The organism is Pseudomonas sp. 5.2, from assembly GCF_059025405.1.
Genome location: NZ_JBYBHH010000011.1, coordinates 183,314 through 204,071, shown reverse-complemented (window position 1 = coordinate 204,071; position 20,758 = coordinate 183,314). Strand labels below are relative to the sequence as shown.

The window sequence follows — 20,758 nt, the reverse complement described above, 5'->3', positions numbered from 1 at the left end:
ATATCCTTCTATCCTCTATTCCCACGAAGGTCACCATGGCCACGCAAAAAGCCCGCGCGGATTCGCTGTCCCTGCTGCTGTTCACCCTGCGCAGCGGCAAGCTGATGGCAATCAACCTGCTCAAGGTCAGCGAGATCATCCCCTGCCCTTCACTGACCAAGCTGCCCGAATCGCACCCCCACGTGAAAGGCGTGGCCACCTTGCGCGGCAATTCGCTGTCGGTCATCGACCTGTCCCGTGCCATCGGTGAGCGCCCGCTGGCGGACCCTGAAGGCGGCTGCCTGATCGTCACCGAGATCAGCCGCTCGCGCCAAGGCCTGCATGTGCAGGCCGTGAGCCGCATCGTCCACTGCCTGAGCACCGACATCAAACCGCCGCCCTTCGGCTCGGGCAACCGCTCGTTCATCACCGGCGTGACCCGGGTCGACAACGCGCTGGTGCAGGTGCTGGACATCGAGAAGGTCATTCACGCCATCGCCCCGCCCGCCGCCGAGCCACAGCACGGGGCACTGAGCGAAGAAGACGCAAGCCTGCTGGCCGCCGCCAACATCCTGGTGGTAGACGACAGCCAGGTGGCCTTGCAGCAGTCGGTGCACACCCTGCGCAACCTCGGCATCGAATGCCACACCGCGCGCAGCGCCAAGGATGCGATCAACGTGTTGCTGGACTTGCAGGGCACCGAGCAGGCGATCAACATCATCGTCTCCGACATCGAGATGTCCGAGATGGACGGCTATGCCTTCACCCGCACGCTGCGCGAGACGCCGGACTTCCAGCACCTGTATGTGTTGCTGCACACCTCGCTCGACAGTGCCATGAGCAGCGAAAAAGCCAGGCTCGCGGGGGCCAATGCCATCCTCACCAAGTTTTCCTCGCCCGAGCTGACCGATTGCCTGGTGGTGGCGGCGCGGACGGTGGTGTTTGCCGAGCATTGATACATCAAGCGACAAACTCCCCGGCTTGCCGTCGGGGGTGAGTCGGGCATAATTCGCTCCCCTCGGAAGATTTTTGCCGGAATCGCGTATGAAGTTTTTCAGCTCCCTCCTTGTCGCCTGCGCGCTCTTCAGCGGTGTCGCCCAGGCCTCCAGCAGCCAGGCCTGGAACGAGCAGCGCCAGCAGATGCTCAAGGCGTGCCTTGCCGCCAGCCAGTTCAAGGACGCTCACGCGCGTGGCAAGCCCGCCGAATTCGACGACCAGGTCGGCATGAGCGCCCTGCTGATCGAAGGCGTCTACCCGCAAAAACACATGCAGCAGCGCACCGGCACCGAACTGTGCCTGTACGACCGCCAGCACCAGCGCGCGTTCGTCAGCGAATGGAGCCCGGAAGCCAAGTGACCGACAGCGTGCAATTCGCCTGCACCGGCTGCGGCAAGTGCTGCACTGGCCACCATGTGCCCTTGACCCTCGACGAAGCCCGCCAGTGGGCGGCCTCCGCTGGCCAGGTGGTGGTGCTGATCGAGGCGTTCGTGGTCGACGGCCCAGGCATGCCGGTCGAGCAGCGCGAGCATGTGCTGCGCCGCTCCCACCCGGTGGCCTGCGGCGACAGTGAGGCCCGCGTTTCGGTAACGTTCGCGGCGTTCAACCCAGGGCGCTGTCGTAACCTCGACGATAACGACCTGTGCACCATCTATGACCAGCGCCCGCTGGTCTGCCGCATCTACCCGGTCGAGATCAACCCGCATATCCCACTGCGGCCCGAGAACAAGGACTGCCCGCCCGAGGCTTGGCAGCAGGGCCCTGAGCTGATTCACGGCACGCAACTGGCCGACCCGCAGCTGGCGGCGCTGGTGCAGGCATCGCGCCAGGCAGACCGAGATGACATCGCGGCGAAGGTTGCCGTGTGCCAGGCGTTGGGCATGACCACGAGTGCGCTAAAAGGTAATGGCTTTACCGCTTATCTGCCGGAGATGGGCGCGTTTGCCGCAGCGCTGGCGCAGGTGCCGGCGGACAACAGTGCGCGGTGGACGCTGCATGTGCAGGATGACGAGCTGACAGCCCGTTTGCAGTGCCATGGCTTGCAGACCACTTGCGAAGCACCGGTTTATTACGCCTTTATTGGTTTTTAAGTAGCCCATACCGGCCCCTTCGCGGGTAAACCCGCTCCCACAGGAGTTGCACCAGCCGCAAGATTGGCGCAATACCTGTGGGAGCGGGTTTACCCGCGAAGGGGCCGGTACTGTCAAACACTGAAACTGTCAGCGCTGTCAGCCAGGCGTCATGCTGCCGACCCGGTCCGGGGGCTATAAGCTTGAATACAGACAACCGTCCCCACCCTTCTGGCCAAGGTGCCCGCTCCGATGCGACGTCCTTCCCGTTCTGTCATCCTCGCCGCCTTGGCGTTGCTTGTCCTGGTCGTGCTGGGCGTCTGGTTCGGCCAGCGTCAGGAGGCCCCCGCCCCCCGCGCGCAGGCGGCTGTGCCGGTGCGCGTGGTCAGCGTCAGCCAGCAGGATGTGCCGCGCTATGCCAGTGCGATCGGCTCGGTGCTGTCGCTGCACAGCGTCGAGATCCGCGCACAGGTAGAAGGGGTGCTGACCCAGGTACTGGTCAAGGAAGGCCAGTGGGTAAAGGAAGGTGACCTGCTCGCAACCCTCGACGACCGTGCCATCCGCGCCAGCCTCGACCAGGCCCGTGCGCAGCTTGGCCAGAGCCAGGCGCAGATCCAGGTAGCCGGTGTCGACCTCAAGCGCTACCGCCTGCTGAGCACCGATGACGGGGTGTCAAAACAGACCCTCGACCAGCAACAAGCGCTGGTCAACCAGCTGCAGGCTACGGTCAAGGGCAACCAGGCGGCCATCGCCAATGCCGAGGTGCAACTGTCCTATACCCAAATCCGCTCACCGGTGACCGGCCGGGTCGGCATCCGCAACGTCGACCCCGGCAACCTGGTGCGCAGCAGCGACACACAGGGCCTGTTCAGCGTGACCCAGATCGACCCGATTGCCATCGAGTTCGCCCTGCCGCAACAGATGCTGCCTACCCTGCAGAGCTTGCTCAAGGCGCCCGCCCCGGCGCTGGTGCAGGCCTACATGGACGCCGACGGCGAACGCAGCCTGCTGGGTGAAGGCCACCTGGCGCTGATCGACAACCAGATCTCGGCGACCACCGGCACGGTGAGGGTCAAGGCCGAGTTCGACAACAAGGACGGGCGCCTGTGGCCCGGCCAACTGGTCACCATTCGCTTGCGCACGGCCATGCAGGAGAATGCCCTGGTCGTGCCGCCGCCGGTCGTGCAGCGCGGTATCGACGGCCATTTCGTCTACCGCCTGGACGGGGACAAGGTCACCAGCGTGCCGGTCAAGGTGCTGTACCAGGACAGCGGGCTGAACATCATCGCCGGGGTCAAGGCGGGTGATCAGCTGGTGCTCGACGGCCAGTCGCGGCTCAAGCCGGGCTCGCGGGTCGAGGTCACCACCGAAGCCCCCGCGCCTTCGGAAATGGCCGACCGCCGGAGCCAGCCATGAATACCCGCAACGGGGTTTCGGCCTGGTGCATCGACCACCCGATCGCCACCCTGCTGCTGACTTTCGCCCTGGTCCTGCTGGGCGCCATCGCCTTCCCTCGGCTGCCGGTGGCTCCGCTGCCAGAGGCCGACTTCCCGACCATCCAGGTCACCGCTCAACTGCCTGGGGCCAGCCCGGAAACCATGGCCTCGTCGGTCGCCACGCCGCTTGAAGTGCAGTTCAGCGCCATCCCCGGCATGACCCAAATGACCAGCAGCAGCGCGCTGGGGTCGACCACGCTGATCCTGCAGTTCACCCTCGACAAGAACATCGACACCGCAGCCCAGGAAGTGCAGGCCGCCATCAACACCGCCACCGCACGGCTGCCACAAGACCTGCCCAACCCGCCGACCTGGCGCAAGGTCAACCCAGCCGACAGCCCGGTGCTGGTGATGACCGTCAGCTCGAACCAAATGCCCGGCAATGACCTGAGCGACTACGCCGAAACCCTGCTGGCCCGGCAGCTGAGCCAGATCGATGGGGTCGGCCTGATCAACATCACCGGGCAACTGCGCCCGGCCATCCGCGTGCAAGCGCAACCGGAGAAGCTGGCCGCCATCGGCCTGACCCTCGCCGACCTGCGCCAGGCCATCCAGCAAACCAGCCTCAACCTGGCCAAAGGCGCGCTGTACGGCGAGCACAGCGTGTCGACCATCGCCGCCAACGACCAGCTGTTCCACCCCGAAGACTATGCCCAATTGATCGTCTCGTACCGCGACGGTGCGCCGGTGCACCTGCAGGACGTGGCCAAGGTCATCAACGGCGCCGAGAACGCCTACGTCAAGGCTTGGTCCGGTGACCAGCCGGGGTTGAACCTGGTGATCTTCCGCCAGCCCGGCGCGAACATCGTCGACACCGTCGACCGGGTGCTGGCCGCGCTGCCCAAGCTGAAGGAAATGCTCCCGGCGTCGATCGAGGTGTCGGTGTTGCAGGACCGTACCCAAACCATCCGCGCCTCGCTGCACGAGGTGGAGCTGACCTTGATGATCGCCGTGGCCCTGGTGATCGGGGTGATGGCCCTGTTCCTGCGCCAGTGGTCGGCGACCCTGGTGGTGTCCAGCGTGCTCGGCGTGTCGCTGATTGCCAGTTGCGCCTTGATGTACGTACTCGGCTTCAGCCTGAACAACCTGACCCTGGTGGCCATCGTCATTTCGGTGGGGTTCGTGGTCGACGATGCCATCGTCGTGGTGGAAAACATCCATCGCCACCTGGAGGCGGGTGACGACAGCCGCACGGCCGCCCTCAAGGGCGCAGGCGAAATCGGCTTTACCGTGGTCTCGATCAGTTTCTCGCTGATCGCTGCCTTCATCCCGCTGTTGTTCATGGGCGGGGTGGTCGGGCGGCTGTTCAAGGAGTTCGCCCTGACCGCCACGGCCACCATCCTGATTTCGGTGGTGGTTTCGCTGACCCTGGCACCCACCTTGTGTGCGCTGTTCATGCGCCGCCCGACCGGCGCGCAGCACGGCGGCTTCGGTGAACGCCTGGTCAAGTGGTACGAAAAAGGCCTGAACCGCGCCCTGGCCCACCAGCGCCTGACCCTCGGTGTGTTCGGCGTGACCCTGGCCCTGGCGGTGGTGGGTTATGTGGCCATCCCCAAGGGCTTCTTCCCGTTGCAGGACACCGGCTTCATCCTCGGCACCAGCGAAGCGGCAGCGGACGTGTCGTACCCGGCCATGATCGAGAAGCACCAGGCCCTGGCCAAGATCATCGAGGCCGACCCGGCCGTGCGGGCGTTCTCGCATTCCGTCGGCGTCACCGGCAGCAACCAGACCATCGCCAACGGCCGCTTCTGGATCGCCCTCAAGCCCCGCGGCGAACGCGATGTGTCAGCCAGCGAGCTGATCGACCGGCTGCGGCCCAAGCTCGCCCAGGTGCCGGGCATTGTGCTGTACATGCGCGCCGGCCAGGACATCAACCTCAGCTCCGGCCCATCACGCACCCAGTACCAGTACGTGCTCAAGAGCAACGACGGCGTGGCGCTGAACCTGTGGACCCAGCGCCTGACCGACCGCCTGCGCGAAAACCCGGCGTTGCGTGACCTGTCCAACGACCTGCAACTGGGGGCCAGCGTCACCCGCATCGACATCGACCGCCAGGCCGCCGCACGCTTCGGCCTGACCACCACCGATGTCGACCAGGCGCTGTACGACGCCTTCGGCCAGCGGCAGATCAGCGAGTTCCAGACCGAGACCAACCAGTACAAGGTCATCCTCGAACTGGACGCCCGCCAGCGCGGCAAGGCCGAGAGCCTCAACTACTTCTACCTGCGCTCGCCCCTGAGCAACGAGATGGTGCCCTTGTCGGCGGTGGCCCACGTCGCGCCGCCGAGCACCGGGCCGTTGTCGATCAGCCATGATGGCCTGTTCCCAGCCGCCAACCTGTCGTTCAACCTCGCCCCGGGCGTGGCCCTGGGCGATGCGGTAAGCATCCTTGAGCGCACCCAGCGCGAACTGGGCATGCCCGACTCCATCAGCGGCAACTTCCAGGGTGCGGCGCAGGCCTTCCAGAGTTCGCTGTCGAGCCAGCCGTGGCTGATCCTGGCTGCGCTGGTGGCGGTGTACATCATCCTGGGGGTGCTCTACGAGAGCTTCGTCCACCCACTGACGATCATCTCCACCCTGCCCTCCGCGGGCCTGGGCGCGCTGATGCTGCTCTGGGCCATGGGCCAGGACTTCAGCATCATGGGGCTGATCGGCGTGGTGCTGCTGATCGGCATCGTCAAGAAAAACGGCATCCTGCTGATCGATTTTGCCCTCGAGGCCCAGCGCCACCACGGCCTCACGCCCGAGCAGGCAATCCACCAGGCCTGCCTGACGCGCTTCCGGCCGATCATCATGACCACCCTCGCCGCCCTGCTCGGCGCAGTGCCGCTGATGTTCGGCTTTGGCACCGGCGCCGAGCTGCGCCAGCCACTGGGCATCGCGGTGGTAGGTGGGTTGTTGGTGAGCCAGGCCCTGACGCTGTTCACCACCCCGGTCATATACTTGGCCCTGGAGCGCCTGTTCCACCGCCGCCGGGCCGCCCATGCGGCCGCGCCAAGTGCCAGTTGAGACAAGACCATGCGTGTGCTGATCATCGAAGACGAAGAAAAAACCGCCGACTACCTGCACCGCGGGCTGAGCGAGCAAGGCTTTACCGTGGACCTGGCGCGTGACGGTATCGATGGCCTGCACCTGGCCCTGGAAAGCGACTACGCCGTGATCGTGCTCGATGTGATGCTGCCCGGCCTGGACGGCTATGGCGTGCTGCGCGCCTTGCGCGCGCGCAAGCAGACGCCGGTGATCATGCTGACCGCCCGCGAGCGGGTCGAAGACCGCATCCATGGCCTGCGCGAAGGCGCCGACGACTACCTGGGCAAGCCCTTTTCGTTCCTTGAGCTGGTCGCTCGCCTGCAGGCCCTGACCCGTCGCAGCAGCAGCCATGAACCGCTGCAGATCCAGGTCGCCGACCTGTGGATCGACCTGATGGCGCGCAAGGCCAGCCGCGCCGGCCAGCGCCTGGACCTGACCGCCAAGGAATTCTCGCTGCTCAGTGTGCTGGCCCGCCGCCAAGGCGAAATTCTGTCCAAGACCGCCATCGCCGAGCTGGTCTGGGACATCAACTTCGACAGTGATGCGAATGTCGTCGAGGTGGCGATCAAGCGCCTGCGCGCCAAGCTCGATGGGCCTTTCGACAACAAGCTGCTGCACACCATCCGAGGCATGGGCTATGTCCTGGAAAACCGTGCGGGCTAACTCCATCGCGCTGCGCCTGTCGGCGCTGTTCATCCTGGTGGCGGTGGGGGTGTTTTTGCTGATCGGGTCGGCGTTGTATCGCCAGGTCGACCACAGCCTCGACCTGCTGCCGGCCGCCGAATTGGATGCGCGGTTCAGTGTGCTTGAGTCCACCCTCAACCGCTTCGGCACCGCCGAGCACTGGGCCAAGGTCAGCAACAAGCTCAACCTGCTCAGCGAGGAGGACAAGCGTATCCGATTCTGGGTGGTCAGCAGCGATCCGGCATACGACTATGGCCACCCCAGCGAACTAGTGCGCGCGTTTGCCGAAGGCCCGCCAGGCATGCGCGACCTGCGCCTGCCAGACCAGCCCTACCCCTACAAAGTCCTGGTCAGCGAGTTGCCGGCCCTGGCCGACCGGCCGCCGCTGCGTTTTCTGATTGGCATCGACACCGAGACCTTCTGGCAGGCGCAACACAGCCTGCTGGTGGCCATCGTCGGCCTGGCGGTGCTCGGTGTGCTGCTGGCGTCGGTGCTCGGTTACTGGGTGGCCCGCATCGGCCTGCGCCCGTTGCTGGCGTTGTCCAACGAAGCCCAGGCACTGGCCCCACCGCGCTTGGACGGGCGCCTGCAAACTAATGATCTGGCCCCGGAACTGGCGCAATTCGCCGGGGCCTTCAACGCCGCGCTCGACCGGGTCAGCCAAGCCTACTCGCGGCTTGAGGCGTTCAACGCCGACGTGGCCCACGAACTGCGCTCGCCGCTGACCAACCTGATCGGCCAGACCCAAGTGGCCCTCACCCGCGGTCGCAGTGCCGAGCACTACTTCGAAGTGCTGCAATCCAACCTTGAAGAACTGGAGCGCCTGCGCAGCATCATCAACGACATGCTGTTCCTGGCCAGCGCCGACCAGGGCAGCAAGGCCACCGCGCTGACCCAGGCGTCGCTGGCAGAGGAAGTGGCGACCACGCTGGATTACCTGGACTACATCCTCGAAGACGCGCAGGTCCGCGTGGAGGTCAGTGGCGATGCTCAGGCGCCCATCGAAAAAGCCCAACTGCGCCGCGCGCTGATCAACCTGCTGAACAACGCGGTGCAGCACACCGCGCCCGACCAAGTGATCGAGGTCCAAATCGTAAACGGGCCGGAACAGGTCACCATCGCCGTGAGCAACCCGGGCCCTGCAATCGATGACGCGCACCTGCCGCTGCTGTTCGAGCGCTTCTATCGGGTGGATGCCGCGCGCAGTAACAGTGGTGGCGGCAACCACGGTTTGGGGCTCGCGATCGTCAAAGCGATCGCCCTGATGCATGGGGGCGAGGTTTTTGTGCACAGCGAGGCCGGCGCCAACACTTTCGGCATTCGCTTGCCAAGCGCTCAACGACGCGGGTTTCCAGCAAAAGCCTGAGTGTTCGCGGCACGATCGTTACCTTTTGCGCAACAGTGCTTATCGTACTTCGCTCTGTTTCCAAGGCCATTGAGGGACTAACTTTAGCCCTGTCCTCATTAGCACTTGCATCGCAAGAAGGTAGTTTCAAATGTCCAACAGTATGGGTATTGCCAGCGTCTTCGTCCTGTCTTCCCTGTTGTTGTCGCCCCTGGCCATGGCCGAAGAATCCCCCGCTTTCGTCGCCCGTAATGCCGAGCTCGCCGCGGTCCATCAAGAAGCCCGCGAAGCCGTAGCCGCACAGCAGACCGATGCCGTAAAAGACGCAAACCAGACAGCTTCCAAAGTGTCCAGCGACGTTAATGCCGATAGCTGATCGACCGTTGTACCTGCTCCCGATTTCCCTTGGCTACGCCATGGGCACCGCTGGTGCCGATATGTTAGCCTTTTAAAGCCGCTGCCAATCAGCGGCTTTTTTTATGTGCTTTAACTATCAGCCTCGCTGTAACGTCCCTAATAAAAAAGTTGCACATTCAAAAATAAAAACTGCCCCACCGTCAGACCAAAGGAGCTAGTACCGGTGCCTTCCGCGTTTCGTTTTACCCCGCTGTTCATTGCATTGACTGCAACGATTCCCACCGCCGCCCAGGCAGATGAAGACAAGGCTGATGGCTTCATCGAAGGTTCTTCGTTCAACCTGCATTTTCGTAATGCCTATTTCAACCGCGACAACCACAACGCCGGCGTGCGCGACACCCGCGAGTGGGGCCAGGGCGCGGTTGCACGCTTCGAGTCCGGCTATACCCCGGGCGTGATCGGCGTTGGCGTGGACGCCCATGCCATGCTGGGCCTCAAGCTCGACGGCGGTGGCGGCCATGCCGGCACCAGCATTCTGCCGACGCATGTGAAGGACGACGGCGAACTGGGCGCGGCCCCGCATTCGTTCTCTACCGCAGGCGCAGCGCTCAAGCTCAAAGCCTTTGACACTGAGCTCAAAGCCGGTGACCTGTTCCTCACCAACCCCGTGATCGCTGGCGGCGAAACCCGCATGCTGCCGCAGACCTTCCGCGGTGTAAGCCTGACCAACACCAGTGTCGACGGCCTGCTGCTCGAAGGCGGCCAAGTCAGCTTCACCAAGCCGTACAACCAGAGCGGCCACCGCCGCATCGACACCTATTACGGCTCGCTGGACGAACATGACAAGAGCAAGCACCTGAACTGGGCCGGCGCGTCCTGGAGCGGCACGGAAAACATCACCGCCAACCTTTACGCCGCCGAGCTGAAGGACATCTGGAACCAGTACTACGCTGATTTTGACTACACCTACGTGGTCAACGACCTGGTCAGCCTCAACCCGGGCGTGCACTTCTATCACACCCAGGACACCGGCCAGGCCCTGCTGGGCAAGATCGACAACAACACCTACAGCGTGCATTTCACCGTCAACGCCGGCTTCCACAGCGTCACGGCCGCCTACCAGCGGGTCAATGGCGATACGCCGTTCGACTACATCAACCTGGGCGACAGCGTGTACCTGGACAACTCGCGCATGTACTCGGACTTCAACGCCCCCAACGAGCGTTCGTGGAAGCTGCAGTACGGCTATGACTTCGCCGGCCTGGGCGTCCCCGGCCTGAGCACGACGCTGTCGTATTCGCGTGGCGAGGCAGACCTGACCAAGGCTGACCAGGGCAACACGCACTACGACTACTACCGCGCCGATGGCAAGAACGCCATGCACTGGGAGCGTGACCTGGACGTGAAATACGTGTTCCAGGAAGGCGACTTCAAGGACCTTTCGGTGCTGGTGCGTTATGCCGCTCACCGTGGCAGCCAGGGTTATGCGTCGATCGACAGCAGCAGTGACAACGATGAACTGCGCGTGATCGTTGATTACCCGCTGAACGTGTTCTGACCCGCGCCTAGTTTCATTGACTTAGCGCAGACCCAGTGGGAGCGGGCTTGCCCCGCGAACACCGGCGCAGCCGGTGCCAGGCACCGCATGAGGCCATTCGCGGGGCAAGCCCGCTCCCACCGGATTGAAGGCAGGCTTGCGACCACTGTTCTCTGCACCACCACGCGATTCCGTCGGACAAATCTTGTCCGACAATCCCCTCTTCCCTAGAATGTCGCCGCCGCGAATGGCCCTGCCTCAGCAGTAGCGAGCATGCTCACCCGATCACCGCGTTTCGCACTCTACAGGTCGCACCCCGAGCTGATCCTCAACCTGGGCAGTTGCCTCGCCGTGCTCGCCATCGTGGCCATCGTCAGCTACCTGCTGGCCCGTGAGCGCGACAGCGTCGAACTGTCGGCCATCCGTTCTTCCAACAACATCGTCCAGCTGATCGAAAGCGATATCCTGCGCAATGCCGAACTCTACGATCAGTCGTTGCAAGGGCTGATCTGGGCAGTCGGGCGCAAGGAGCTGCCTGAAGTGCCTGGCGTGTTGCGCCAGCGCCTGTTGTTCAATGAAGCCTTCGTCGACCGCAAACGCGGTGACGTACTCTGGCTCGACAAGCAAGGTAACGTGGTGGGCGATTCCACCAGCGCCATACCGCGCCAGGCCAACTTCGCCGACACCGGTGTGTTCAAGGCCCATCAGCACAACGCCAACCTCGGCATGCTGGTCGGCCCGCCGTTCAAGGCCAAGCTGGGCGACCTGGACTGGTGCATCAGTTTCAGCCGGCGCATCCCCGGCCCAGACGGCGAATTCGCCGGCCTGGCAGCGGGGGCCCTGCGCCTCTCGTACTTCAGCGAATTGTTCAAGCGCCTGGACATCGGCGATGACAGCAGCATCAACCTGTTCAATACCGACGGCCAGTTGCTGGCCCGCCAGCCGACCCGCCCGCAAGACCCGCTGATCGGCACCAATTACGCCGAGCGGCCCAACTTCAAGCGCATCCTTGGCGAGCGCAGTGGCAGCTTCACAGCCCTTTCTGCCACCCACGGCACCTCGCGCATGTACACCTTCGCCCGGGTCGCCGACCTGCCGCTGATCGTGTTGGTGGTGCACTCGGCCGACGAGGTGTTCCAGTCGTGGCGGCGCACCGCGATTCTGGTCAGCGTGGCCACCGGCGTGCTGTGCATCGGCATCCTCTGGCTAACCTTGCTGCTGGGCCGCGAGCTGCGCCGCCGCCACGAGGCCGAACAAGGCCTGGCCACCCTGGCCGCCACCGACAGCCTGACCGGCCTGGCCAACCGCCGCCGGCTGGACCAAGTGCTGCGCCAGGAGTGGGCACGCGCGCAGCGCAACCACAAGCCGTTGGCCGTGCTGATGGTGGATGTGGACCATTTCAAGGCGTTCAACCAGCGCCACGGCCACGCGGGTGGTGACCATGCCTTACGGGAGGTGGCGAAGTGCATCGAGGGGTGCATCAGGCGCCCGGCAGACCTGGCGGCACGCTATGGCGGGGAGGAATTTCAGGTGATATTGCCAGAAACCGATCTGGCCGGCGCCACCCTGCTGGCCGAGCGCATTCGGGCCAGCGTCGCGGCCCTGGCGCCGTTTGCCAATGACACCCGTGCCGTCACGGTCAGCATCGGCATCGGCCTGTACGAAGCAAACCCCCAGCACGATCTGGCGAGCGTGCTGGGGGCTGCGGATGAGGCGCTCTACCGGGCCAAGGCCAACGGGCGTAACCGGGTAGAAGGGCCTGGCGACTAGGAGCGGGCGCGGGCGGCGTTACGCAGCGCTTTCACCTGGTCGTGGTTACGTTGCACGCCTTGCAGTTGTTTTTCCACCAGGGTGTAGCTCTGATCGCTGGCGGTACGGCCCAGTTTGACCAGTTTCTCGCGGGCTTCCTTGTAGGCTTTCAGGGCATGGTCCTCGCCCCGCTCCACTTCGTTCAGCACGGCCTCTTCATCCTTGCCGGTGACCATCGCCTTGAGGTTGACCCAACCACGGTGCAGGTCGCCGCTGATGCTGGTGGACGTCTCAGGGTCGCCACCCAGGCGGCGCACTTCGCTTTGCAGTTCACCGGCGGCATTGGCGCACTCACCGGCGCGCTGCACGAAGAAGGCTTTCAGCTCTGGGTTCTTGACGTCATCGGCCGACGACTTGAAGCCTTTTTCGCCATCCTTGCTGTATTCGATCAGGTCGTTGAGCACATCAATTACGTCTTTGTTGGGGTTGCTCATTTCACGAACTCCTTGGCAGGTGATAGTCATCTGTAATGGAGCAGCGTTCGTGCCAACCTTAGACAGAAAAATAAATCGTTATAAATCAATAAGTTAAATAATTAGAAGAATGCACTCGAAGCGGCGTTCTGCATGATTGCCGCTTGGGCCTTCGTGCAGATTGCAGTATGGTCGGCGCTTTTGGACTGCCAGGTGCGTCGATGAAACCGGAAACCCTCGAACTGCTGGTCACCCGGACCATGCCCTTTGGCAAATACCAAGGTCGGATCATCGCCGACCTGCCGGGTGACTACCTGGCCTGGTTCGCGCGCAAAGGCTTCCCGGCCGGAGAACTGGGCGGGTTATTGGCGTTGATGCATGAAGTCGATCACAACGGGCTGATGGACTTGCTAGAGCCGTTGCGGCAAAAGCATCGGCGCTAATAGCGCCTCATTGTGTTCTGTAGGAGCAGCCTTGTGCTGCGAAAGGGCCGGTATGGCTGAACATTTTGGTAGGCAGTGATGGCCTCTTCGCAGCACAAGGCTGCTCCTACAGATACGGTGGCCAGCCACCTCAGGGTCGGCTTTTGCTGGTTCAATGCTGACCTCAGGCTCGTGCTTGACCTGTAGGAGCAGCCTTGTGCTGCGAAAGGGCCGGTATGGCTGCACAATTTTTAGGCGGTAATGGCCTCTTCGCAGCACAAGGCTGCTCCTACAGATACGGTCGCCAGCCGACCTCAGGGTCGGCTTTTTGCTGGTTCAATGCTGACTTCAGGCTCATGCTTGACCTGTAGGAGCAGCCTTGTGCTGCGAAAGGGCAGGTATGGCTGAACAATTTTTTAGGCGGTGATGGCCTCTTCGCAGCACAAGGCTGCTCCTACAGATACGGTCGCCAGCCGACCTCAGGGTCGGCTTTTTGCTGGTTGAATGCTGACTTCAGGCTTGTGCTTGACCTGTAGGAGCAGCCTTGTGCTGCGAAAGGGCCGGTATGGCTGAACAATTTTTTAGGCGGTGATGGCCTCTTCGCAGCACAAGGCTGCTCCTACAGATACGGTGGCCAGCCGACCTCAGGGTCGGCTTTTTGCTGGTTCAATGCTGACTTCAGGCTCGTGCTTGACCTGTAGGAGCAGCCTTGTGCTGCGAAAGGGCCGGTATGGCTGAACATTTTGTTAGGCGGTAATGGCCTCTTCGCAGCACAAGGCTGCTCCTACACAGTTCGCGGCTGGGTGGGGCTAGCCTTTCACCGGCGCGACGGCCAGTTCCACTTGCTCGCTCTTCTTGATCACCGCATACACCACGGCCGTCAGCAAGCTGCCGGCGACAATCGCCAGCAGGTACAGCAACGCATGGTTGATGGCATTGGGGATCAGCAGCACGAACAGGCCACCGTGCGGCGCCATCAGCTTGCAGCCGAAGTACATCGACAGTGCACCGGTCAAGGCACCCCCGGCGACACTCGCCGGGATCACCCGTAGCGGGTCCTTGGCGGCAAACGGGATGGCACCTTCAGAGATGAAGCACAGCCCCAGTGCCAACGCGGCCTTGCCCGCCTCGCGTTCACTCTGGGCGAACTTGCGCCGGGCGAGGAAACTGGCAATGCCCAGGCCGATGGGCGGCACCATGCCAGCGGCCATGGTCGCCGCCATGGGGGCATAGCTCGACGAGGCCAGCAGGCCCACCGAAAACGCATAAGCGGCCTTGTTGATCGGGCCGCCCAGGTCGACGCACATCATGCCGCCGAGTACCAACCCCAGCAGGATGGCATTGGTGGTGCCCATGCTGTCGAGGAACTGCGTCAGCCCTTCGAGCATGGCCGCCACCGGCTGGCCAACCACGTAGATCATCACCAGGCCCGTGAACAAGCTGGCAAACAGCGGAATGATCAAGATCGGCTTGAGCGCCTCCAGGCTGCTCGGCAAGCGTGCCCAGCGGGCAATGGCCTTGGCGCTGTAGCCGGCGAGAAAACCGGCGATGATGCCGCCGATGAAGCCCGCGCCCAGGGTGCTGGCCAGCAACCCTCCGATCATGCCGGGCGCCAGGCCCGGGCGGTCGGCGATGGACCAGGCGATGTAACCGGCCAACAGCGGCACCATCAGTTTGAACGCCGCCTCGCCGCCGATCTGCATCAACGCTGCCGGCAAGGTGCCCGGCTCTTTGTAGGCCTCAATGCCGAACACGAACGACAAGGCGATCAACAGGCCACCCGCCACCACCATCGGCAGCATGAACGACACCCCAGTGAGCAGGTGCTTGTACACGCCGGTCTTTTCACCCTTGCCGGTAGCGGAGGCCGCCGCGGCATCTGCAGCGTTCTCGACCTTGCCTTCAGCCAGGGCCTTGTCCAGGGTGGCGCGCGCCTGCTTGAGGGCGATGCCGGTGCCGCAGCGGTAAATGCGCTTGCCGGCAAACCGTGCGGTGGGGACTTCGATGTCAGCGGCCAGCAGCACCACGTCGGCTTCGGCGATGGCTTGGGCGGACAGCGGGTTGCGTGCCCCCACCGAGCCCTGGGTCTCCACGGTGAGTTGATAGCCCTGCTGCTGCGCGGCCTGCTGCAAGGCTTCGGCAGCCATGAACGTGTGCGCGACGCCGGTCGGGCACGCCGTGACGGCGACAATCCGCACGCCAGCGCCACTCAACGCTGCCGGGCTGTCGGGCGTATCCGCCAACAGCTGGGCGTTGGCCGCCGCCTCGTCGAGGAACCCCTCACGGTCGGCCAGGGCCTGGGACGGCGTGCTCTGGTACACGCGCTTGCCGACGAAGCGGGCCAGGTCGATCGGCCCGGTGCTTACTACCAGTACCCAATCGGCCTCGGCGAGCTGGGCCGCCGTCAGTTGCCGCTCGGGGTGCTCGGCGTCCTGTACCTCGACACGGGTGCTCCAGCCACGGCGCTGCGCAGCTGCCGCCAGCAAGCGCGCGCTCAGCACACTGGACACCTGGCCGTTGGGGCAGGCGGTGACAATGGCAATGTTCATCGGCAACCCTCTTGTTGTTCTGTCAGTTGCACGCCGGCTTCAAGGCGTGCCAGTTGCTCGCGGTCACGTATGCCAAAGCCGACCTGGGTCACGGCCTGGGCGGCAATGGCGGTAGCGCGGCTCAAGGTCTGCGCCGGCGCCTCGCCACGCAACAGGCCGTCGACCATGCCAGCCACCAGCGAATCCCCCGCACCCACGGTGCTGGCCACCCGCACCGTGGGCGGCTGGGCATGCAGGGCGAGGTCGCGGGCGAACCAGCTGACGCCGTGCTCGCCGGCCGACACCACCACATGCTCGATACCGCTGGCCAGCAGCCGCTCAGCAGCCGCGCGTTGCTGCGCTGGGGTTTGTACGGCCAGGCCCAGCACCTCGCCCAATTCCTCGGTGTTGGGCTTGACCAGCCAAGGCGCACTTTGCAGGCCGACGCGCAAGGCTTCGCCGCTGCTGTCGAGGGCGACCTTGAGGCCCTGAGCTTTGAGTTGCTCGAGCAACTGGCGGAACCATTCGGGGCTGATACCCCGTGGCAGGCTGCCGGCCACCACTACCGCGTCATGCCCTGGGGCGATCTGTTCCAGCCGCCGCAGCAACGCGGTACGGGCGGCTTCATCGACTTCTGGCCCCTGGCCGTTGATATCGGTCACGCGGCCGTCAGCTTCGACCAGCTTGATGTTGCTGCGCGTTTCGCCCGGCACGCGGACAAAGCAATCGGCAAAGCCGCGCCAGGCGATCAAGGCCTCGAACGGCTGCAGGTTGTCCTGCCCGAGAAAGCCGCCCACGGTGACGCTGTGGCCAAGGTCGGCCAAGACCTGGGCAACGTTCAGCCCTTTGCCCGCCGCATCGCTGTGCTGGGCCTGGCTGCGGTTGACGTGCCCCGGGCGCAAGGTATCGAGGCTGATGGTGATGTCCAGCGCCGGGTTCAGGGTAAGGGTGAGGATCTTGGCCATCAGTAACGCTCCACCAGCGCGCGAACCGCCGCGGCGCTGTCTTGTTGCAAGGCTTCGCGCGCCAGGGCGCGGGCCGTTTGGTGATCGGCCTGGCGAACCAGGGCTTTGACTTCGGCAATGCTGCGGGCGGCGACGCTCAACTCGTCAACATCCAGGCCAAGCAGCATGGCCACCGCCTGCGGGTCGGCGGCCAGCTCACCGCACACGCCCACCCACTTGCCTTCGGCATGGGCAGCGCGCACGGTCATGTCGATCAGGCTCAATACGGCCGGGTGCAGGCCGTCGGCCTGGGCCGACAGGCTCGGGTGGCCACGGTCGATGGCCAGGGTGTATTGGGTCAGGTCGTTGGTGCCGATGCTGAAGAAGTCCACTTCGCGGGCCAACTGCGGCGCCAGCAGGGCTGCCGAGGGCACTTCGACCATGATCCCCAGTTGCAGGTCGGCCACAGGGATTTCCTCACGCAGGCGCTCGACCATGGCCCGCGCTTCACGCCACTCGTGCACCTGGCCGACCATCGGGAACATGATCCGCAGCGGGCGCTGGTCAGCGGCGCGCAGCAAGGCGCGCAACTGGTCTTCCATGACCTGCGGGCGCTGCAACGTCAAACGCACGCCGCGCACGCCGAGGAAGGGGTTGTCTTCGGCAGCGATCGGCCAGTACGGCAGCGGCTTGTCGCCGCCGACATCCAGGGTGCGCACCACCAGGGGCCGGCCACCCAGGCCATCGAGCACGCGGCGGTACTCGGCCTCTTGGGTGGCGACGTCGGGTGCCTGGGGGTGGGCCATGAAAATCAGTTCGGTGCGCAGCAGCCCGACACCTTCCGCGCCCTGCTCCACCACCTTGTCGATACCGCTGCTCTCACCGATGTTGGCGAAAACCTCGACCGCATGGCCATCGCGGGTGACTGCCGGTTCATGGCGATGGGCCCAGGCTGCCTGCAAGCGCTGTTCGCGCTGGTCGCGCTCGGCCAGGGCACGCTGCAGCTCGGCGGCCGCTGGCGCAACACTGACCACACCGCGTTGCCCATCGAGCAGCAATGGCGTGCCGGCCTCGAGCAGCAGAATCGACGCACCGGCGCCGACCACTGCCGGAATGCCCAGGGCACGCGCGACAATGGCGCTGTGGGCCGTCGCGCCGCCTTGGGCGGTAACGATACCGGCGACCCGGCTCGGGTCCAGCCTGGCCACATCGGAAGGGCCGACCTCGGTCATCACCAGCACATAGGGCTGTGCGGGCTCGACCTGCGCCTGCACGCCGCACAACTGGGCCAGCACGCGCCGGCCGATGTCGCGCAGGTCAGCGGCCCGTTCGGCGAGCAAGGCGTCATGCAGCGACTCTTGCTGCCGGGCTGCCGCCTCGATCACGGCCATCCACGCCGCCGGGGCGCTTTCGCCCTGGGCCAAGCGCTGCTCGACATCGTCGGCCAACGCCGGGTCGGCGAGCATCTCTTGGTGGGTGACGAAGATCTCGCCGATGGCCTTGTCGCTGCGCTGCACCAAGTTGTGCAACTCGCTGTTCACCGTTGCCAAGGCCTCGCGCAGCTTGGCCCGTTCCTGGGCGCGGGATTCGCCGCGCAGGGGGTAATCGATGTCGCGCTCGACGCAGACGTGCGCCGGGCCACTGGCAATCCCAGGCGCCGCGCCTACACCCTGGATCCGGCTGCCTGCGGCGGGTGCCTGAAGCACTTCGAGCGGCAGGCTGGCTAGCGGTGCGGAGCTTTGTGGCAGCGGCTCGACGTCCTCGCCCAAGCCCGCTTCGATGGCCGCCAGCAGCGCTGGCAAGGCATCGGCGGCGATGGCGGGTTCGGCAATCAGTTCCAGCTCCTGGCCACGGCGGGCGCCGAGGCTCAGCAGCTTGCTAAGGCTCTTGACCGACACCGCTGGCTGCGCGCTGTCGGTCAGCCGCACACGGATTTCGCCCTCGAAGCCTTTGGCCAGTTGCGCGAGCACCTTGGCCGGGCGGGCATGCAAACCATGGGGGTTGGCCAACACGATGCGCGCGCCGGGCCAATCCGCCGGCGCCTCACCGCCCAGCACCTGCAGCACCGCACGGCTGCTGGTGGCCTGGTAGAGCATCTGCCCGCGCCCTTCGATCAGCACTTCGCACAAGCGCTCGAGCAAAGCCTGATGAGCGGCGCCGAGGCTGGCCAGGCAGAACAGGCCGTTGAGCGGCTGATCGCGATAGCGCAGCGGTTGCTGCGGGGTGATGAATGCCAGGCCCGGCTGGCGCACCTGGCGCTCGCTGTGCAGCCACCACAGGCCCTCGCCCAGTGGCAAAGGCTCGGCCTGCTGCAGCACGGCGGCAAAGCCACTGTCGACGCAACCGGCGCGCTGCAGCAAGCGCGCACCGCGCCAGGCCAGCTCGTCGAAATCTTCGGCCGGTAGGTTCAAGCCAACCAGTTGCGCATCCAACGCCAACGCCTGTGGCGCGCCTTGCAACAGTTTGAGCAAGGCCTCGGCAGAGCTGGCCCGGCGCAGCGCCTCGGCCAGGTCGGTCTCGCCCAGGGCACGGGTCAGCAATTGCAGCAGGCGCAGGTGTTCATCGGAACGGGCGGCGATGCCGATCGCCAGGTAGACCCTTTGGCCATCGCCCCAGTCCACCCCTTCGGGGAACTGCAGCAAGCGCACACCGGTGGTGTGGACCAGGTCGCGGGTCTGCGGCGTGCCATGCGGGATGGCAATGCCCTGCCCGAGGAAGGTCGAGCCTTGTGCCTCGCGGGCCTGCAGCCCTGCGAGGTAGCCCTCGGCGACCAGGCCGTCGGCCACCAGCTGATCTGCCAGCAGGCGCAAGGCCTCGGCCTTGTCCGCGGCCTTCTGGCCCATGGCTATTTGCCCTGTGGCGAGCTCGAGCATGCCCTTCTCCTTTTGCAGTACCCAGGTGGGGTACTGAGGTATTGTTGTCGAAAATGGCCAGTTGAACAGCCTTGCGCAGATGGCAGCCGAGGCAGAAAATTTGGCAGCTGAAACGATTAATCTGACCAGGCGGCCACGTTACTCGATAATCTCCCGAGGAAAAAGCCCCATCCTGTCGGACAATTGCGACAATGGTCGTCTGCGCGCGAGCGCAGCTCCGGGTCAAACTATCCGGTCTGGCCTCGCAGCCAGCCCCGGTAATAACAAGGAAAATTCGGTGAAACTCAGCGATATCGCCCGTCTGGCCGGTGTGTCCGTGACCACTGCCAGCTACGTCATCAATGGCAAGGCCGAACAGCAGCGCATCAGCAGCAGCACTGTCGAGCGCGTGCGCGCAGTGGTCGAAGCCCATGGCTTCACGCCCAACCCGCAAGCCGCCGGCCTGCGCAGCCGACATACCCGCACATTGGGCTTCATTCTCCCGGATCTGGAGAACCCCAGCTACGCCCGCATCGCCAAGCAGCTCGAGCAAGGCGCCCGCGCCCGTGGCTACCAGTTGCTGATTGCCAGCAGCGATGACCAGCCGGACAGCGAGCGCCAGCTGCAGCAACTGTTCCGCGCCCGTCGATGCGATGCCCTGTTCGTCGCCAGCTGCTTGCCTGTGGAAGACGACAGCTACCGTGAGCTGCAAGACAAGGGCCTGCCGGTGATCGCCATCGACCGTCGCCTGGACCCTGCGCATTTCTGCTCGGTGATCAGCGATGATCGCGACGCCAGCCGTCAGCTGGCCGCCAGCCTGCTCAGCGCAGCCCCGCGCAGCATCGCCCTGATTGGCGCCCGCCCGGAGCTTTCAGTCAGCCAGGCCCGTGCCGGCGGCTTCGACGAAGCCCTGCAAGGCTATGCAGGTGAGGTGCGCCGTTATCAGGGTGAGGCGTTCAGCCGTGAATGCGGTCAGCGCCTGATGCTGCAACTGATCGACGAACAGGGTGGCCTGCCGGATGCCCTGGTAACCACCTCCTACGTGCTGCTGCAGGGCGTGTTCGACACCTTGCAGGCGCGCCCCGCCGACTCGCGCCAGCTGCAGTTGGGCACCTTCGGTGACAACCAGTTGCTCGACTTCCTGCCGCTTCCGGTCAATGCCATGGCCCAACAGCACGGGCTGATCGCCGCCACTGCGCTAGAGCTGGCCCTGGCAGCCATCGAGGAAGAGCGTTACGAGCCCGGCGTGCACGCCATCGGTCGAACCTTCAAGCAACGTATCCCAGCGGCCTGAAC

The 20,758-nt window shown here is 64.7% G+C and carries 16 protein-coding genes; 12 read left to right on the top strand and 4 right to left on the bottom strand.

Going from position 1 to position 20,758, the window contains the following annotated elements:
* Positions 1-35 precede the first annotated feature (35 nt).
* From AC5PZ0_RS18250 to AC5PZ0_RS18205, 10 genes are all read left to right on the top strand, one after another.
* Complete coding sequence (locus AC5PZ0_RS18250) at positions 36-935, top strand: chemotaxis protein (RefSeq protein ID WP_099428348.1); 900 nt, start codon at positions 36-38, stop codon at positions 933-935.
* Positions 936-1,023: 88 nt separating this feature from the next.
* Positions 1,024-1,335, top strand: a complete 312-nt coding sequence (locus tag AC5PZ0_RS18245; protein ID WP_027595495.1) for a hypothetical protein — start codon at positions 1,024-1,026, stop codon at positions 1,333-1,335.
* Entirely contained in the window at positions 1,332-2,066 is a 735-nt protein-coding gene (locus AC5PZ0_RS18240) for a YkgJ family cysteine cluster protein (protein ID WP_493855444.1), read from the top strand. Before AC5PZ0_RS18245 ends, AC5PZ0_RS18240 begins: the two co-directional genes overlap by 4 nt.
* Before the next feature lie 231 nt (positions 2,067-2,297).
* Positions 2,298-3,461 carry an efflux RND transporter periplasmic adaptor subunit gene (locus tag AC5PZ0_RS18235; RefSeq protein ID WP_493855443.1) on the top strand — a complete coding sequence of 388 codons (1,164 nt, stop codon included), beginning with the start codon at positions 2,298-2,300 and terminating at the stop codon, positions 3,459-3,461.
* Positions 3,458-6,550 (top strand): multidrug efflux RND transporter permease subunit, encoded by a 3,093-nt coding sequence (locus AC5PZ0_RS18230; RefSeq protein WP_454242508.1) that lies wholly within the window; start codon positions 3,458-3,460, stop codon positions 6,548-6,550. The genes AC5PZ0_RS18235 and AC5PZ0_RS18230 overlap by 4 nt, the downstream gene beginning before the upstream one ends.
* 9 nt (positions 6,551-6,559) lie before the next feature.
* A complete protein-coding gene (locus tag AC5PZ0_RS18225; protein WP_265970308.1) occupies positions 6,560-7,234 on the top strand; it encodes a heavy metal response regulator transcription factor in 675 nt (224 codons plus the stop codon).
* On the top strand, positions 7,209-8,621 hold the full coding sequence (locus AC5PZ0_RS18220; RefSeq protein ID WP_493855442.1) for a heavy metal sensor histidine kinase: 1,413 nt from the start codon (positions 7,209-7,211) through the stop codon (positions 8,619-8,621). The genes AC5PZ0_RS18225 and AC5PZ0_RS18220 overlap by 26 nt, the downstream gene beginning before the upstream one ends.
* 130 nt (positions 8,622-8,751) lie before the next feature.
* Positions 8,752-8,976 carry a hypothetical protein gene (locus AC5PZ0_RS18215; RefSeq protein ID WP_027595489.1) on the top strand — a complete coding sequence of 75 codons (225 nt, stop codon included), beginning with the start codon at positions 8,752-8,754 and terminating at the stop codon, positions 8,974-8,976.
* 204 nt (positions 8,977-9,180) lie between these two features.
* Complete coding sequence (locus AC5PZ0_RS18210; protein WP_027595488.1) at positions 9,181-10,515, top strand: OprD family porin; 1,335 nt, start codon at positions 9,181-9,183, stop codon at positions 10,513-10,515.
* A 252-nt stretch (positions 10,516-10,767) separates the two neighbouring features.
* The gene (locus AC5PZ0_RS18205) at positions 10,768-12,264 is read left to right on the top strand and encodes a sensor domain-containing diguanylate cyclase (RefSeq protein WP_099428341.1); all 1,497 of its coding nucleotides are present in this window, start codon (positions 10,768-10,770) and stop codon (positions 12,262-12,264) included.
* Here the strand turns inward: AC5PZ0_RS18205 and AC5PZ0_RS18200 are convergent.
* Positions 12,261-12,737, bottom strand: coding sequence for a ferritin-like domain-containing protein (locus AC5PZ0_RS18200; protein ID WP_027595486.1), 477 nt, complete (start codon positions 12,735-12,737; stop codon positions 12,261-12,263). The two genes, AC5PZ0_RS18205 and AC5PZ0_RS18200, sit on opposite strands and share 4 nt — an antisense overlap.
* A 200-nt stretch (positions 12,738-12,937) precedes the next feature.
* Between AC5PZ0_RS18200 and AC5PZ0_RS18195 the strand changes: the two genes are divergently transcribed.
* Complete coding sequence (locus AC5PZ0_RS18195) at positions 12,938-13,159, top strand: DUF3820 family protein (RefSeq protein ID WP_027595485.1); 222 nt, start codon at positions 12,938-12,940, stop codon at positions 13,157-13,159.
* A gap of 788 nt (positions 13,160-13,947) precedes the next feature.
* Here the strand turns inward: AC5PZ0_RS18195 and AC5PZ0_RS18190 are convergent.
* Genes AC5PZ0_RS18190 through ptsP form a run of 3 tightly spaced genes read right to left on the bottom strand, consistent with a single transcriptional unit; the run spans position 13,948 to position 19,483 of the window.
* On the bottom strand, positions 13,948-15,687 hold the full coding sequence (locus AC5PZ0_RS18190) for a PTS fructose-like transporter subunit IIB (RefSeq protein ID WP_493855441.1): 1,740 nt from the start codon (positions 15,685-15,687) through the stop codon (positions 13,948-13,950).
* The gene (gene pfkB, locus AC5PZ0_RS18185) at positions 15,684-16,631 is read right to left on the bottom strand and encodes a 1-phosphofructokinase (protein WP_265969974.1); all 948 of its coding nucleotides are present in this window, start codon (positions 16,629-16,631) and stop codon (positions 15,684-15,686) included. Before pfkB ends, AC5PZ0_RS18190 begins: the two co-directional genes overlap by 4 nt.
* Positions 16,631-19,483 carry a phosphoenolpyruvate--protein phosphotransferase gene (gene ptsP, locus AC5PZ0_RS18180; RefSeq protein WP_493855440.1) on the bottom strand — a complete coding sequence of 951 codons (2,853 nt, stop codon included), beginning with the start codon at positions 19,481-19,483 and terminating at the stop codon, positions 16,631-16,633. Before ptsP ends, pfkB begins: the two co-directional genes overlap by 1 nt.
* 277 nt (positions 19,484-19,760) lie before the next feature.
* Here ptsP and cra point away from each other — a divergent pair, with 277 nt between their 5' ends.
* The gene (gene cra / locus AC5PZ0_RS18175; protein ID WP_493855439.1) at positions 19,761-20,756 is read left to right on the top strand and encodes a catabolite repressor/activator; all 996 of its coding nucleotides are present in this window, start codon (positions 19,761-19,763) and stop codon (positions 20,754-20,756) included.
* Positions 20,757-20,758: the final 2 nt, after the last annotated feature.